General features: G+C 58.7%; 15 protein-coding genes. 8 read left to right on the forward strand and 7 right to left on the reverse strand.

Annotated features, from left to right (window positions below):
- Positions 1-100 precede the first annotated feature (100 nt).
- The 3 genes from GCU68_RS18585 (at position 101) to GCU68_RS18595 (ending at position 3402) form a co-directional block, all read left to right on the forward strand.
- Positions 101-958, forward strand: a complete 858-nt coding sequence (locus GCU68_RS18585; protein WP_152944123.1) for a ParA family protein — start codon at positions 101-103, stop codon at positions 956-958.
- The gene (locus GCU68_RS21830; protein ID WP_227015082.1) at positions 958-1443 is read left to right on the forward strand and encodes a hypothetical protein; all 486 of its coding nucleotides are present in this window, start codon (positions 958-960) and stop codon (positions 1441-1443) included. The genes GCU68_RS18585 and GCU68_RS21830 overlap by 1 nt, the downstream gene beginning before the upstream one ends.
- Before the next feature lie 699 nt (positions 1444-2142).
- The gene (locus tag GCU68_RS18595) at positions 2143-3402 is read left to right on the forward strand and encodes an RNA-guided endonuclease InsQ/TnpB family protein (RefSeq protein WP_152944125.1); all 1260 of its coding nucleotides are present in this window, start codon (positions 2143-2145) and stop codon (positions 3400-3402) included.
- 66 nt (positions 3403-3468) lie between these two features.
- Here the strand turns inward: GCU68_RS18595 and GCU68_RS18600 are convergent, their stop codons facing one another.
- Together GCU68_RS18600 and GCU68_RS18605 are read right to left on the reverse strand one after the other, a co-directional pair.
- Positions 3469-3840, reverse strand: coding sequence for a glycerol dehydratase reactivase beta/small subunit family protein (locus GCU68_RS18600; protein WP_152944127.1), 372 nt, complete (start codon positions 3838-3840; stop codon positions 3469-3471).
- Between the two features lie 87 nt (positions 3841-3927).
- Positions 3928-5850: a diol dehydratase reactivase subunit alpha gene (locus GCU68_RS18605; RefSeq protein ID WP_152944129.1), complete on the reverse strand. Its 1923-nt coding sequence runs from the start codon at positions 5848-5850 to the stop codon at positions 3928-3930.
- Between the two features lie 187 nt (positions 5851-6037).
- Here GCU68_RS18605 and GCU68_RS18610 point away from each other — a divergent pair, with 187 nt between their 5' ends.
- From GCU68_RS18610 to GCU68_RS18630, 5 genes are all read left to right on the forward strand, one after another.
- The gene (locus GCU68_RS18610; protein WP_152944130.1) at positions 6038-6451 is read left to right on the forward strand and encodes a GlcG/HbpS family heme-binding protein; all 414 of its coding nucleotides are present in this window, start codon (positions 6038-6040) and stop codon (positions 6449-6451) included.
- A 123-nt stretch (positions 6452-6574) separates the two neighbouring features.
- Entirely contained in the window at positions 6575-8311 is a 1737-nt protein-coding gene (locus GCU68_RS18615; RefSeq protein WP_152944132.1) for a propanediol/glycerol family dehydratase large subunit, read from the forward strand.
- A gap of 2 nt (positions 8312-8313) precedes the next feature.
- Positions 8314-8883 (forward strand): propanediol/glycerol family dehydratase medium subunit, encoded by a 570-nt coding sequence (locus GCU68_RS18620; protein WP_152944134.1) that lies wholly within the window; start codon positions 8314-8316, stop codon positions 8881-8883.
- Positions 8884-8885: 2 nt separating this feature from the next.
- On the forward strand, positions 8886-9284 hold the full coding sequence (locus GCU68_RS18625; RefSeq protein ID WP_152944136.1) for a diol dehydratase small subunit: 399 nt from the start codon (positions 8886-8888) through the stop codon (positions 9282-9284).
- A gap of 40 nt (positions 9285-9324) precedes the next feature.
- The gene (locus GCU68_RS18630; protein WP_152944138.1) at positions 9325-10173 is read left to right on the forward strand and encodes a universal stress protein; all 849 of its coding nucleotides are present in this window, start codon (positions 9325-9327) and stop codon (positions 10171-10173) included.
- Between the two features lie 31 nt (positions 10174-10204).
- Here the strand turns inward: GCU68_RS18630 and GCU68_RS18635 are convergent, their stop codons facing one another.
- The 5 genes from GCU68_RS18635 to GCU68_RS18655 all read right to left on the reverse strand — a co-directional run bounded on the left by GCU68_RS18635 (position 10205) and on the right by GCU68_RS18655 (position 15595).
- Entirely contained in the window at positions 10205-11419 is a 1215-nt protein-coding gene (locus GCU68_RS18635) for a DUF418 domain-containing protein (protein WP_152944140.1), read from the reverse strand.
- Between the two features lie 618 nt (positions 11420-12037).
- Positions 12038-13342, reverse strand: coding sequence for a malate synthase AceB (gene aceB, locus GCU68_RS18640; protein WP_152944142.1), 1305 nt, complete (start codon positions 13340-13342; stop codon positions 12038-12040).
- Positions 13343-13460: 118 nt separating this feature from the next.
- Positions 13461-14228 (reverse strand): IclR family transcriptional regulator, encoded by a 768-nt coding sequence (locus tag GCU68_RS18645; protein ID WP_152944144.1) that lies wholly within the window; start codon positions 14226-14228, stop codon positions 13461-13463.
- Positions 14229-14725: 497 nt separating this feature from the next.
- A complete protein-coding gene (locus tag GCU68_RS18650) occupies positions 14726-15094 on the reverse strand; it encodes a VOC family protein (protein ID WP_152944146.1) in 369 nt (122 codons plus the stop codon).
- Positions 15095-15166: 72 nt separating this feature from the next.
- Positions 15167-15595, reverse strand: a complete 429-nt coding sequence (locus GCU68_RS18655; RefSeq protein WP_152944148.1) for a PPC domain-containing DNA-binding protein — start codon at positions 15593-15595, stop codon at positions 15167-15169.
- Positions 15596-15861 lie beyond the last annotated feature (266 nt).

Raw genomic sequence — 15861 nt, forward strand, 5'->3', positions numbered from 1 at the left:
TGTGAAGTATAGCTATAGAATGTAGCTATAGCATGCAGCCATATGTGTTGACTGGAAGTTATCGGTTAGATTTATACTCACGGACCGTGACTATCAGCGTATGCTGACTTACACCGCTGTTTCGGAAGCGGGCGGCGTCGGGAAGACGACGACGTCTGCGACCTGCGCCGTCAGCCACGCTCGGGCCGGACTCGACGTTCTCGTAATCGATCTGGACACACAGAACGGAAGCCTCACTTACTTTTTCGGCCCCGATTACGACCGTGGCGATTCCGAAGTCGACAACATCGTTCGACATCTGATCGGGCGGCCGAAAGGCGACTTCGACGACCTCACGATCGAAGTCGAAGAAGGGATCGATCTCATTCCATCGCACAACATGCTCGAGGACCTGCCGGAACTGCTCTTGCGCGAGAAGGAGCAAGCCGAACGGTTGGGAGATTCCTTCTCGATGTACCACCAGCTCCACCGCGTCCTTCGGGACGGAAACGTTCGCGACAACTACGACGTCGTGATCGTCGATACGGCAGGGAAAGCCGGGCCGGTCCTCTATAACGCGCTCGTCGCCGTTCGAAACGTCGTCATCCCGTTCGAAGTGACGGCGAAAGGCCAGGAGTCGATTACTGGGCTCGACGACCTCGTCGATGGGTTAGAACAGAGCACCGGCATCGACGTTGGCGTGCTCGCAGTCGTGCCGATCGGCTACAAGGATACCCGCGACCAACGGGAAATCCTCACCGAACTCCGCGAGATGGACTTCCCCGTTCCGGTCGTCATCGGTGACCGAGGCTCGCTGATGGAAGGCAGTTGGAAACAGCAGTGCAGTCCGTACACGTACGTCGACAAACACCGGAACCGGAAACGCGAGTACGAGGTCGAAACCCTCGAGCAGTTCGACGACCTCGCTCGTACGCTGGAACGACAGGCTGGCCTCAAGACACCGGAGGTGACCGTCTAATGGGACTCAAATCCGGCTCTCGAGATGCAGGGTTGGACGGCTCCGACGACGAGTCCAGTGCAAACGACCCGTTCGACGAGTCGCCCGCCGACGAACAGTCGACTGACGCCCCCGACACCGAACCAGAGCAGCCGTCATCGACACAGCCCGAGCACACGCCCGAATCGGCGACACAAGAGTCGACAGCGACCGAGACTGAATCCGCCGATGAGTCGAACGATCACGGCCATCCGACGATGGACTCGATTCCGTACAAACTCCGCCGGAACAAGGTCAACGAGGGCCGCGAGCAGGTGCCGTTTTTCCTGCGCGACCACGTCATCGACGCCGAAGCCGAACTGCAGGATAATCTCGAGGAGCGCCTCGGAGAGAACGTCTACAAATCGGACTACCGCGAAGCGGCGATGGTCGTCGCCCAGCGCAACCCGGAGTTGATCGCATCGGTTCTTCGCGAGTGGGGCTACGACCTCGAGTCCTCACAGTAGTTTTGGAGTATCGGTCTCGGGTATCGTTTTCGACTATCGACACCAGTGATAGTTTCTGAGTATACCTGTCAAGTATCGTTCTATCCAATATGTTTTTAGTATAGCTATAATATATAGTTCACAACAATAGGTGACAAGTATAGCTCATCGAAAACAGCGATAGAGAGGTGTAAAACGGTGTAATCGACGATTTTCCCGGACAGAGTGGCGGGTTACTCGGTTTCGATTTCACCCTCTGTATAGGTAAATTGTAAGTATAGTTGAGACCAATAGCTATATGATATAGACATTAACTATAGATGGACACTATACATATATAGTATAGCTATAAAATATAGTGAGATATAGCAGCTACTGGTTGTGGATGGCCAGCGAACCGTCGGTATCAGTGGAATTGCATCGTCTATCGAGAGTCCGAAAATGGGGCCGCTATAGTAACAACTGAAACGGTTTACACACCGATCGTACAGCCGTCGTGCGATTGGGTGTGCACTGACTTTCAGTGGCTACTATAGCTGACGGATCGAGCGTCTAGGTAGGTTATACGCTGAACAGGCGCAATACCACGCCCTTCAGGGCGTGGATACGCGCCGTCAATTGATGCAACAATCCACCGCCTGTTGCATGGCCGGATATTCTATACTGAATCGGTTCTATTATGTTCTCGGACTTCATAACTGGTTATGAGTCCAGAATCCGATGCGAACCCACCGAACATTCGAGGCGTCGATCACGAACCCACGGCAGGTGAGTGACGACCTCGATCAACTCGGACGGGCTGCATCGAAGCTCTGGAACGTCGGTCGCTACTACGCACAAGAGCAGTGGGACGAAACGGGCGAGATCCCCGATGACGGGGAACTCAAATCCGAACTCAAAGGTCACGAACGCTACACGGACCTTCATTCTCAATCCAGTCAGCGCGTTCTCGAAGAACTCGCTGAAGCGTTCAACGGCTGGTTCGCAAAGCGTCGGAACGGCGATAGCCGTGCCCGACCACCCGGCTACCGCAAGCGCGGTGATTCCCACCCGCGTTCTACTGTGTCGTTCAAGGCGGCTGGCTTCAAGCAGGATGCACAGTTCACCCGCGTTCGCCTCTCGAAAGGACGCAACCTGAAGGAACACCGCTCGGACTTCGTGCTGTGCGAGTACGAGCTACGTCCCGACGTAGACCTCTCCGAGTGGGACATCCAACAGGTTCGGGCTGTCCACAAGTACGACGAGTGGCGACTCCACTTCATCTGCCGAAAGTCGATTGATCCCGAACCACCGGGAGACGAAACTGCCGGGATTGACCTCGGCATCTCGAACGTTGCCGCGCTTTCGTTCGGCGGTGAATCAATCCTCTTCCCCGGAAACGCGCTGAAAGAGGACGAATACTACTTCGGACGAAAGAAAGCGAAGTGCGACGACAGCCGGTCGAACGAGCGGCTTCGATTGGACCGTAAGCGCACGGAACGCCGAACCCACTTCTTGCACACCCTCTCAAAACACATCGTTTCGGAGTGCGTCGAGAGGGGTGTCGGGACGATCGTCATCGGTGACCTCGGCGGTATCCGAGACGACGATAACGGCGAGTCCTGCAACTGGGGCAAACACGGAAATCTCGACCTTCACGGGTGGGCGTTTGACCGCTTGACGTCGATACTCGACTACAAAGCGGAAGCCGAAGGTATCGACCTAACGGTTGAGTCCGAACGCGATACCTCAAAGACGTGTTCCGCCTGCGGAACGAAGGACGGCAACCAGCGTGTTGAACGCGGGTTGTACGTTTGCGAGGAGTGTGATACGGTGGCGAACGCGGACGTGAACGGTGCGGAGAACATCCGCCGAAAAGTAACTCCGAGTCCTTCTGAGGATAGGAGTAACGGCTGGTTGGCACAGCCTTCAGTCCACCTGTTCGATCGTAACGGGGGCCGTTTCGCCCCGCGAGAACAGGTCGTGGACTGTAAACCGTAATATCCCAACGGCGGTCGGGATTCCACGTCGTTTACGGCGTGGAGGATGTCAATCCCGAGTGCCGTGTCAGCCGATCGGCTTGAGTGGGGTTCCCTTTGCAAGACGGGCCGAATTCGCACCGAGTTTTCGTGCCGTTTGTGCCGTCACCTCGGCACTGTCGAACACCGGTTCGTCAGCCGAAAGCTGAGCGTGGTGCACAACGACCCGTGCGTCGGCGGTAACGCTGACACCGATGTTCAGCGCCGAGTTGGTCGCAGCTTCGTGGGCGACGGCGATCGCATCACCATCGTGCCCCCCGTCGACAGCCCACGAAACGGCTTCTTCTTCGATGCCGTGTTCGATGTATTCGACGGTCTCGGGGATCTCCGCCTCGAGACACCACACGAAGAGACGGGGCACCGCGTCGTCGGACTCGATCTCGCCTCGACAGCCACTCATAGCGTAGTTCATCCGGGCCAGATACAAAATTCTATAGGGCCACTTCACTCCTGAACGGCCATGGAACGATCGTGACAGCAACCCATCTTAACTGGGACGGCGCTCGGAGGTGGAGTGGGCCGGCACTCGCTCGAGCGCCGACGAGAGTTCGGCTGGGATTTCGAAGTCGAGATACGACTCGCCGTCGCTATGGGAGAGCACGAGGCCCGTTGCCACGGCGTTTCGAGGCCCGAGTTCGCCACGCACGTTGGCACTCCCACAGACGATTCCGTACTCGGCCATGGCGTCCGAGATCAGTTCGGGGATTTCGAAGTCGAGCGCGGAGCGACCGACCATGACGACGAACGATAGCTGTCGAATTGACTCCGTCGGCGTGATGATGTTGAGCGCTCGCTGTGCGTTTGTGACGAAGACGCGCCGCTTGGCCCGCCGCCGAACTCGACGGATTTCTTCGGGGGACGTATCGAGCGGAATCGCCCGCATCTCACCGTCACCCGTAAGGAGAACGGTGCGACCGAAGAGTTCGGGAGCGACTGCCTCATCGAGGAAATCGACGGTTCCGTCTTCCTGACGGACGCTGAACAGGGTTTCGACCTTCGCGGAGGGATTGATCTTGATCGCCTCCGCGAGGTCGCGGTCGTCCAGGCCGAGTTCGGAATTGATGAGCATCGTCACCATGTCGCCGGCCCCGGAGAGGTGAATCGACTCGATGGTTTTGTCTTCGGCCATGTATGCGGCATCGGTCGAACCGCCACCCATATCGAGAATCGCGACCGGGTAGTCCGTTCCGGGCGTGGTGAGCGAGCCGAGGACGGCCATTTTTGCTTCGATGCCCTGAATAACGACCTCAGTATCCAACTCGTCCGTGATCCCGGCTGCAATCTGTTGCATCGGGAGCTGTTGGGTCTTGACCATCGCCGCGAGCCCGACGGCGCTCTCCATCGAGTGTTCATCGGCGACCGACCCCTCGACCGCCTGCGGAACCAGCGTATCGACAGCCATGATGTCACGGATCTCGATCGAGTCGATAGATTGACCAGTAACTGCAGCCATGCTGCTCCGAGCCCGGTTCAACATCCCCCCGATGTTCGAACCGCTTTCTCCCTGTACGTCCGAGACCGGCCAACTGTTCATCACGGCATCCATGATGACGTCAGCACCCTGATCGACCGGGACCTCGGTCGAGTTCCCCCGTTCGTCGATGATCTGTAACGTTCCGGCCGGGATGGTTCGTTCCTCGACGTCGCCCTCCGGCGTTTTGATCACGACTGCGGACTTGTTGCCGACGAGCGCACGGGCAACGGGGATGATCTTCTGTGTCTCCTCCGGAGACAGGTCGAACACCGTCGCGATACCGTAGGGGTTCGACAGTTCGTCGATCGTCTTTCCGCTCGCCGGCGGCGCGACCTCGACGGCCGCCCGCTGGTCACGCGGCACCTCGTCCAGTTTCCTGACCTCGTCGACGATCGGGATCTCCACGTCGATGCGGTTGTTGATGAGAACCGCGTCGTCTTTCTGGACGATCGCGCCGGCGACCTCGTAGCCGTTCTTAGTCCACTCGTTGATGAGTTCGGCTGCAGCTGCGAAGTCGACTGTCTCCGGAACGAGAAAGATGACCGGCTCGGCCGTCGAGTAGTCGTCCATCGATGCGGTGATCTCGACCGTCGTTCCGGTTCCGAGGCCCATCCCACCCGGCGTCGACGGATCGTGGCCGATCATCGTCGACTCCGTGATGACCGTCTCAGTAATCGTCTCCATCGCGACGTCGCCGATGACCGGCGCGGCCTCGTTGAGGAGCACGCGATCGATCTCCGAGACGTCGATAGCCGCGTTTTCCGCCGCTTGCTCGAGTGCGTTGAGCACGCCCGGAACGTTCTTTTTCGTTCCTTTCAGCCCCGTCGTCCGATACAGAGCCGCCGAGAGAAACTCGGTCTCTCCCGAGTCGGATCGGCGTAACAGCGCAACTTCCGTACTCGAGTTCCCGATATCGACGCCTGCGATGTGACCCATGTGTGACCTATTGACAATAGGTAGCGAACGCAAAATACCTTTTCCTGAAATTGGGGCTTCGGGCCTGCCGTCTCCTTACTGGGGAACAGACAGGGACCGAACAGGAGATGGTACGGTATCACCCATCACGTGAACTCATACCATAGACTTATTTCTCAGTGTTCGGAGTATACAGATGGATCCACGAATGACAGACGTAACACTCGACACGGCGAAAGAGATGATCGAGGCAGCAGAAGGGGAGGCCGCAGAGATCGGCGTACCAATGTGCATCGCGGTGATGGACGAGGGAGCGAACCTCGTCGCGTTCCATCGAATGGACGGGGCGCTCCTGGCGAGTGTCGATATCGCGCAGAACAAAGCCTACTCCTCGGTCTCGCTGAAGATGGACACGGAGACGATCCACGAAGTGTCACAACCGGGCGAGTCACTGTACGGACTTGGCAACACGAACGACGGACGGATCATCACCTTCGGTGGCGGACTCCCGCTCGAGGACGAATCCGGCGACGTCGTCGGCGGGATTGGCGTTTCCGGCGGCAGCGCAGAAGAAGACATACAAGTCGCACAGGCGGGTGCGGACGCCTTCGAACGCAGTTGATCGGCGACGGTCACGATTCGAATCGGTATCCAATTGCAATGTGGCTAGATATTCTTTACTTTTACACAGGAGTGGTGAAAACATCAAACTATATACACACGCTTGTCGAAGTTGGCGTGTGCAATGGTAAATAATGACACACCAGCTACAGATGGGGGTGGCGAAGCCAGCGCGGCCGAAGAGACCGGGACCAGGCGGTCGAACCGGTTCAAGAAACTGGATGAACGAGCAGTCACCGAGGACGGCTTCGTAAACGAGTGGCCCGACGTCGGATTCGTGGCCATGGAGAGTCCGAACGACCCCGCTCCGAGCATCACGGTCGACGATGGACAGATCGTCGAGATGGACGGGAAAGACCGCGATGAGTTCGACTTCATCGACCGGTTCATCGCTGACTATGCGATTAACGTCGAACGAGCCGAAGACGCGATGGACGTCGATTCGGAGTCGTTCGCACGTGATCTCGTCGATATCAACGTTCCCCGAGAAGAGATCGTCGAACTGTCGACGGCGATGACACCGGCGAAACTGGTCTCCGTCGTCAACCATCTCGACATCGCCGAGATCATCATGGCGATGAAGAAGATGCGAACGCGCCAGACACCCGGCAACCAGTGTCACGTGACGAGCGTCGAGGACAACGTGGCACAGATCGCGGCGGACGCGGCCGAGGCCGCACTCCGGGGCTTCTACGAGGTCGAAAACACCGTCGGCGTGGCCCGTATGGCACCGCTGACGGCGCTCGCCCAACAGATCGGCGCACAGTGTGGTCGCGGCGGCGTCATCACGCAGTGTGCCGTCGAGGAGGCGACGGAACTCGAGCTCGGCATGCGCGGCATGACCGGCTACGCGGAAACCGTCTCCGTCTACGGCACCGAAGACGTGTTCAAAGACGGTGACGACACCCCGTGGTCGAAAGCGTTCCTCGCCTCCGGATACGCATCCCGTGGGCTAAAGATGCGGTATACGTCCGGTGCCGGAGCGGAGCTCAACATGGGACAGGCCGAAGGGAAGTCGATGCTCTATCTGGAGACGCGATGCATTCTGGTCACGAAAGGCTGTGGCGTGCAAGGGCTCCAAAACGGCGGAATCAGCTGTATCGCGATCCCGACGTCGGTCCCGGCCGGCGTCAAGGAGGTCGCCGCCGAAAACCTGATAACGATGATGGCCGACCTCGAGGTCGCCTCGGGGAACGACCAGACGTTTACCCACTCTGACAAGCGACGGACGGCGCGGATGATGCCCCAGTTCCTCGCCGGTACCGACTTCATCTTCTCGGGATACAGCGCCGTGCCGAACTACGACAACATGTTCGCCGGTTCGACGTTCGACTCGTCAGATTTCGACGAGTACAACGTCATGCAACGAGATCTGCAAGTCGAAGGCGGAACACGTCCCGTCGACGAGGAGACAGTCCTCGAGTACCGCGAACGCGCCGTCAAAGCGTTGCAAACCGTGTTCGAGGAGCTCGGATTCCCCCCGATCACGGACGAGGAAGTCGACGCGGCGATCTACGCCGACGGCAGTAAGGACATGCCAGAGCGCAGCACGGCCGAAGACATCGAAGCGGCGGAGGAACTACTCGAAGACGGCGTCACCGGTGCCGATGTCGTGAAGATCCTGGCCAAAAACGGGTTCGAGACGATCGCCCAGAACATGCTCGGCATCCTCAAAGGGCGTGTCGCAGGCGATTACATCCAGACGTCGGGAATTTTCGAGGGTGACGGCGAGTTCGACATCGTAAGCGCAGTCAACGACCCCAACGAGTATCAGGGCCCCGGAACCGGATTCCGACTGGAGGGGGAGCGCTGGGAAGAGAAGAAAGACATTCGATTCGCCGTCGATCCGGAGGATATCTAGTCATGGCACACGCACAACAGCAGACGCGGACCCTCGAACTGACCGAAACGGGCGTCGCAACCGAGGGAACGGCGACAGATGAAGTCGTCATCTCCATCAGCGCCGGGTTCAACGAACTGAAAGACGAGACGCTGGCGGGCGTAAACTTAGCCGACGTACTTCGGGAGATGATGGCCGGAATCGAAGAGGAAGGCCTCACACCGCGTGTCGTTCGCTTCACTGATACGCTCGACCTCGGCGTCATCGGACTCCGGGGCGCGAAATTAAGCGGTTCGGGGATCTCGATCGGCATCCAGACGCGCGGCACGACGCTCATCCATCAGGAGGACCTCGTCCCGCTCAGCAATCTGGAACTGTTCCCGCAGGCGCCGCTGATCGACCTCGAGACGTTCCGTGCGATCGGAAAGAACGCGGCACGGTACGCCAAAGGCGAGACACCCGAGCCGGTGCCAGTCGCAAACGACCCGATGGCACGACCGAAATACCAGGCGCTCGCGGCGGTCTGGCACATCAAAGAGATGCAGTACAAAGACGAAGACAAAGAGCCGATGGAACTGGAGGTCTCCTTCTAACCATGACCGACGATATCGAATACCCACTTTCAGATCACCCCGACCAGGTCGAAACACCCGAGGGAACGACGCTTTCCGAGATCACACTCGAGAAAGTCGTCGACGGCGAGATCGATGGCGATGAACTCGTCATCGCCCCGGAAACGCTCGAAAAACAGGCACAGATCGCGGAACAGGAAGGACGGCCACAGCTCGCACAGAACTTCCGGCGAGCCGCCGAGCTGACGGCCGTGCCGGACGACCGCATCCTCGAGATCTACAACGCACTCCGACCGAGCGGGGCGGATAAAGAGACGCTGCACGAGATCGCCGACGAACTCGAAGACGAGTACGGCGCCGAGATCAACGCCGAGCACGTCCGAGAGGCGGCGGCGGTGTACGAGGAACGCGATCTCTACTGATCGTCTCGAGCACCGATTTCGACCGGAACAAACCACTCAGATGTACGATCGCGTGCTTGTGCAGGTCGATACCGACGACCGAACGCACCCCGCAGTCGGCTACGCCGTCGACGTCGCTGCTACCCACGGGGCCAGCCTGTACGTTCTCGAACCAGTCGAGACGAGTACACACCGCGTCGTGCGAATCGAACGCGACGTGGTTGCGACCGCCCAGTCGACCGATCGAGCGAGCAGCACCGACGAGCACACGCTGCTCGAGACGACCGGCGAAGTGGTGTCGGAGTTCCCAAACCGGACTGAAACCACGCGCCAGTCGACGCTCGCACGCTGTGTCGCGTCCCACGAAATCGATCTGACCGTTGTTGGGGTCGGGCGGCGACGACGTCTCGGTGCGTCCGTCTTCGGCAGTTCGGTTACGCAACGTCTCACCACCGCTTCGACACCCGTGATAACGGTTCGAGCGGACGCCGAAATCACGCGATCACCCCCGTTCGAATCAGTCTTGGTACTCGTCGACCAGCGCGGAGACGGACTCGAGCAGGTGACACGGGGAGCTGAGCTCGCGGCCCGCGACGGGGCTAACGTTCACCTGCTGGCCGTCGTTACTGCGTCGGTGCTCGGAACCAGCGTCTGGTCACGCGACGTCGTCGACCAGTTAGAAGCGACCGCCCACGGCGTAATCGACGACGCAGCAGCGGTTGCAGCGAGCGAAGGGGTCGACGAGGTCGTCACGACGGTCGTCTCCGGGACAGTAATCTCGGAACTACAATCACACGTCGCCATGACGGACGCCGATCTCATCGTGAGTCGGACGGGGTTACCGGACGGGCTCACCGAACGAATCGTCCGGACTGCACCGGTCCCAGTGCTGAATGTCCACCTTGAGTGACGACGTTCGCCGGCGCGCCACTCGACCCGCCCTAACGCTCCGTTTTGCTCCCCCGAATCGGCTGGCGAGTCTCGTACGTCAGCGCGCGCCAGAGCCACTCGAGCGGACCGAATCGGAAGTATCGCAACCAGAGCAGCGACAGCACGATCTGTACCGCCCAGATGACAACGACGACCCCGAACAGTTCGACTCGAGTGAGATGCCCAAACAGACCGAGACCGTGGCCGTAGAAGATCGACGTGGCGAGGACGGTCTGCAAGATGTAGTTGCTGAACGCGGTCCGGCCCACGGCAGCTAACGTCTGCGTCACGACGCCTGCGGGCCGCCACCGACAGTACGCCATCACGACGCCGATGTACGCCGCAGCGAGCGGGAAACTTCCCCAGTAGTTGAACTGCCGCCAGAACAGCGCCGCGCTCGTCCCCCAGTCGTTCGCCTGAATGTACCAGACACCGGTGAGAATTACAGCGAGCCCACTGACCGATCCAATACCGATCAGTCGGCGATAGAACCGCGGTGACCGATCGTTCGTCAGTACGCCCCACTTGAACAGCGCCATGCCGATGAGCATGGTACCGCCGACGCGCCAGACAGCGTAACCGAGAAAGCCGGTCGTCTGGCGCTGGAACGAGGCCGAGATGCGGTGGTTCATCTGGTCAATCCACCCGCTACGGTACGTTTCGACTTCGGCTTGCAGCATCGGCTCGGGTGGTCGCCACGTGGATGCGATCACGGCCGGATCCATCGTCAACCCCGACAAGACCTCGAGGAGCGACGGAACGGCCACCAGACTGAGCCCGAAAAGCAGCAACGTCCGTGCCTCGAGATCGCGAAGAAAGACGACGCCGAAGGCACAGAGGCCGTACGTGACGAGAATATCACCGTACCACAGCAGATAGGCGTGTGCGAGGCCGAACAGGACGAGCCACCCGGAGCGTCGGAAATACAGTTGCAGCACCGACAGCCCTTTGTTCTCGACGTTGCGCGTGAACAAGACGACACCGCCGCCGAACAGAATCGTAAACAGCGTGAGAAACTTCTGTTGGGCGAATACGTGGCCGACGAACCAGGCCCAGTAGTTCTCCCCGGTAAACGCACCGTACACCGTCGGATTGGAGAGGGTCGACTCGGGCATCGCAAACACCCAGATATTGACCACCAGAATGCCCAACAACGCGAATCCCCGGAGCGCATCGAGACCGACGATCCGTTCCGATGGCGACGTTGGGCCGCTTTTAGAAGTCATTCGATACGTTGTCCATCGGACTCGTCCATTGTACGTCTTGCGCGTTCGTGGCCGAACACGACACAGGCATCAAGTGACTCTCGGTTCAGACGGGCTGTGCGCAAGCAGTCACCGATCGAATCGCCACCACACTCGAGATTTGAATGTTTTATTGATAAGTGGGTAAACATAACATCTTTTCGATGATACGATTTCGTCCGGAATCAGCAGTTGCATCAATCGGTACGCTTCGAAGTGTCCCGTCCCATGGATAGACGAGCCGGACTCGAGAGCGGGCATACCGATTACAGCAGGAATGTGCAGTCGGCTGTGGATGGTGTGCACTACTGTCGAGGCTGGCCTTTCGACATCAGCGTTCTGAGAGAAAATATCCGGTTCAGAAAGTATATCGAAGACAGGTAGCTCGGTGATCAGAGACGCGTCAGGAACAGTGCCCGACGCGGTGTTCGGTCTCACCCCGGACGGTGCCCGTGGAGCGAGCGTCTGCCGAGTAACAGATGACGTCGGCCTCGAGTTTGTGGTGGGGTCCTGCCGACCAGTCAGATTGCGAAACAGCGCTGGCTAAGCGTTCCGTAGCGGGCGCAACCGGAGGTTAGACGTGTTTCTGGCATCCGATTATTATCCGACGACCATCGCACGCTCGACGATCTCCTCGCCGTACATCTCTTCTAGGTCTTCGTGTTGGTCGGGACGGTTCTCGTAGACGTCCTGGAACAGCGTAATGGGTGTTTGAGCGGCCTGATAGGTCGCTTCGTCCCACATCCGGTCGTTGCTGATGGAGACTTCGACATCGTCGACCAGCAGCGTGGCCGACTGCTCCATAGCGATGGCACCGCGGCCGGCCTCTTTGGCCGCTTCGAACTCCTCCATCGAGTCGACGATATCGTTCATACTCGGGATGTAGGACGCCAGATCGAGCAGTTCTTCTGCCAGTGCATCGCCGTCGAGTTCGCGTTCGTCGCCACCGACGGTGAGTCGGTACTGGTCGTCGTCGAGTTCCTCGAGTTCGATCCCGTCGCCGTCGTAGACGTACTGGCCGTCCTCCTCGCGGAGTTCGACGTCACGACCGTTGACTTCGAGGAGCCAGCTTCCGGTTTTCGGTGGGAGCGGCGACTTGTTCGCCTCTTCGACCTGCCCGGGCGTGAGCGACCAGATTCCGAGCATTCCTTTCGCCTGATTCTCGGTCATGCGCTCGTGGTAGCCCTCGACGTCGCGGATATCGTCGTACGGGCCGTCGACCGCGATCAGGCCGTTCGCACTCGCGCCGCGGGAAGTGTTGTGCCGCAGTTCCGGCCACGGCGGCAGCCCGCCGGTAGGCGTGATCGCACGCATGTCCTTGGTGTAGTCGACTTCACCGTCGACGAGGAGGAACAGGCGCTCGAGATTGTTCGACGGCTTGCCCATCTCGTCGCGGAGGTCCCCGAGCGCTAACTCGGCCTCACCGCTTTCGACGATGACCGACATGGCCAGACTACCCTCGTCCAGACCGTACTCGTTTTCGACGATGGTGAAAAACTCGTCGGCCTTCTTCCAGTCGTCGATGTCGCCGACTTCTGGAATCACGAAGCCGTCGATGTGTTCAATGGCTCCGTTCTCGGGGTCGGCAATCTGCAGCATGTGCTTGAAACACTGATGGCGGGTTTCGGGACTGTCCCGGTGCCAGACGATGCGCGGGTGAATCTCGCCAGGGAAGTCGGCTCCCTCTTCCGAGATGACGTCGATGATGTTCTCGGCTCCTTCGTCGCGCATCGACGGTGCGGTCGCGTCTTCGTTGTCCGGCACCCAGACGTCCGGAGCTTCGATACCGCGGAGTTGGACTGCACCGCGCAGCATCTTGGCCGAATCGTCTTCTCCTTCCACCGCAGTTGGGGTCGTAAAGAATGTGCGCACGAACTCCCGGTCGTGCCGTCGTTGCGTACTCATAAGTGCAGTGTACACTATTACGTTCTAATATTAAAGTGGTTTGGTGAGTTGAGTGGCTGTCATATGTTGGTTCGACCAGCAGGAGCGAACGGCGGACGGGAGCTACGCCACGGCTGTACTACACGGTGTATTTGTTGAGTTCGATCACATTTGCGACGCGACAGAGTTGGTCGACGAACTCGTTTGCCTCCCACGTCTCGTCGATTCGCGTCGTCGGCCCCGAGATACTGATCGCACCGATAGTGTCCGAATCGAACCGAATCGGCGCGGCGATACAGCGCAGTCCCTCGAGACGTTCTTCGTCGTCGACCGCGAACCCACGCTCCCGCGTTCGGTCTAGCTCCTCGAGGAGGGCATCGCGGGACGTGATCGTTCGGGACGTGACTTCCGGTAAGCCGTGTTGGTCGATGATATCGTCGACCCGTTCCGTCGGGAGATGAGCGAGAATCGCCTTCCCGAAGGCCGTACTGTGCATGTGGTGTCTGCAACCGACGTACGTATCCAGATCGACCGCATGCTCGCCTTTCGCTCGGCAGAGGTAGACCCCCTTTCCGTCTTCTTCGACGACGAGGTGGACCAACTCCCCCGACGCATCCGCCAGTTCCGTGACTTTCGGTTCGGCGACCTTGTAGACGGCTCTCTCACTCCGAATTTGCCCGCCGATATCGAGGAATTTGAGACTAAGGCGATAGGTTTTGGTCTCGGAGTTCTTGATCACGTATCCGTGTTTCTCGAGCGTCGAGAGATGATTGTGAACGGCGCTTTTCCCCATCTCGAGTTCGTCCGTCAGCGTCGTAATCCGTGCCTCTCCGAATCGATTGAGTTCCTCGACGATGCGTAACGATTTTTCGGTCGTCCGAACGGGGTGTTTGGCTGTATCTCCCATATGAACGCACACCGAAGCTGGCGTGATAAGTCTTGTTCTATCATAGAAAACGGGGCAGCGTTAGCTCCGACCACAATAACAGAGAACTGCTTCGAAACGCCGGAAGGAACGACCTCACCGATGTTTACTAGCATCTCTGAGTCAGTTTCTCTCGATCGTATCGGTTCTGAGATAGAGAACAGCTGTAGACTCTGCTCCGGTTTGGCACGCCCTGCCAGTCGTTTTCCGGGCATGAGTTTACATACATATGCCTGTAATATCTATGGTTGTGAGATAATCACTCACCCAAAATTCTGAGATAGAGAACAGGCGAGGTGGATTCCGACTCATCGCCGACTCGAGAGGCGATGGTGCGGCAAGACACGTATCCGAAAACCAACGCTAGAGATCGTCGTTCTTCCAAATTACGTGTGGTGTGACACACTATGGCAGCCATTTGGTGCTGTATGCTGTCGATCCGAAATATAACACGCGATGAGAGGAACGGCGACGTGAAATTACGATAACGGTTCGACGAGTTCCACGTTCCGCCCGTCAGGATCGGAGACAAACGCCGTTCGAGCGCCTGCCTCGGGCTGGTCGCCCGGTTCCTTCACGACGCCGTAGTGATCGATTTCCTCGAACACCGCATCGACGTCGTCGACACCGATGGCGAGATGGTCCCACGCCGTCCCCTGGTCGAATGCCTCGTCACCCGCAGTATCCGAGAGTTGGAGTTCGATGCCGTTTTCGTCCGCGATGTACCGATTTTTCGTCTCGCCATCTGGCGTTTCGAACTCCCAGGTCTCCTCGAATCCGAACTGTTCGTAAAACGCAATCGTCTCGTCGGCATCGGCGACGTTGATGTTGATATGGAGCAGTTCCATACTCTGCCCCCTACGGACCAGTCGCTTAAAATTACTGGTTACCGAGAAAACGTGCGACGTGATTGAAGTCGGTCAGGACTCGTTGAGCCACAGATCTAGTCCGGTGCGGTCGTCCGGTTGCCGAACGAGTGGCTCCGCGAAAGCCCGAAGATGGACTTCGCCAGCGAAGACGGTCGCCGACTCCAAATGTCCGGCGAGTGTCTCCCCGTCCCGCCGAGAGAGCACAGCGTGGGTGTGCGCGAACACGTCGTCGTCGAGTGTCGAGACGTTTCCAACGCAGGCTGCGACCTCGAGCGGTTCGTCGAACGTCACCGAGCCGTACTCCTGTTCGTCCTGATCGTAGAACCAGATCTCGGCGTCCTGGACGGCACCCATCGCGTTGAACCAGCCGGCCTCGATCTCTTCGGTGCGTGCCAGCGCTTCGATTTCGCCACGCCAGTCGGCACCAGTCTCGAGTCGGGCGAGATACTCGCGGGTCGAATCGACTGCTGTGTACTCCATGGTAGCATACGCGGATAGTTACATCAAAAAGGTTATGTTTAATGTGGGAATGAGTGCCACACCATTGACGACATGTCCGCCAACCTGCCGTTCTCACAGTGCTCGAGATGACGTCGAATCATCCACTCGTCTGAAACCGAGTTCGAAAGCATCACTGCTCGTTCGGATATCACTCGTAGCTAGGCCATCGCGTGCGGACAGCGCACTCGAGGACGTTTCAGTCAGTTGCTCCATCGCTCTCACATTCCATTTTACTAGCAAAATAG

Origin of the sequence: Natronorubrum aibiense (assembly GCF_009392895.1) — an archaeon.
GTDB lineage: Archaea > Halobacteriota > Halobacteria > Halobacteriales > Natrialbaceae > Natronorubrum > Natronorubrum aibiense.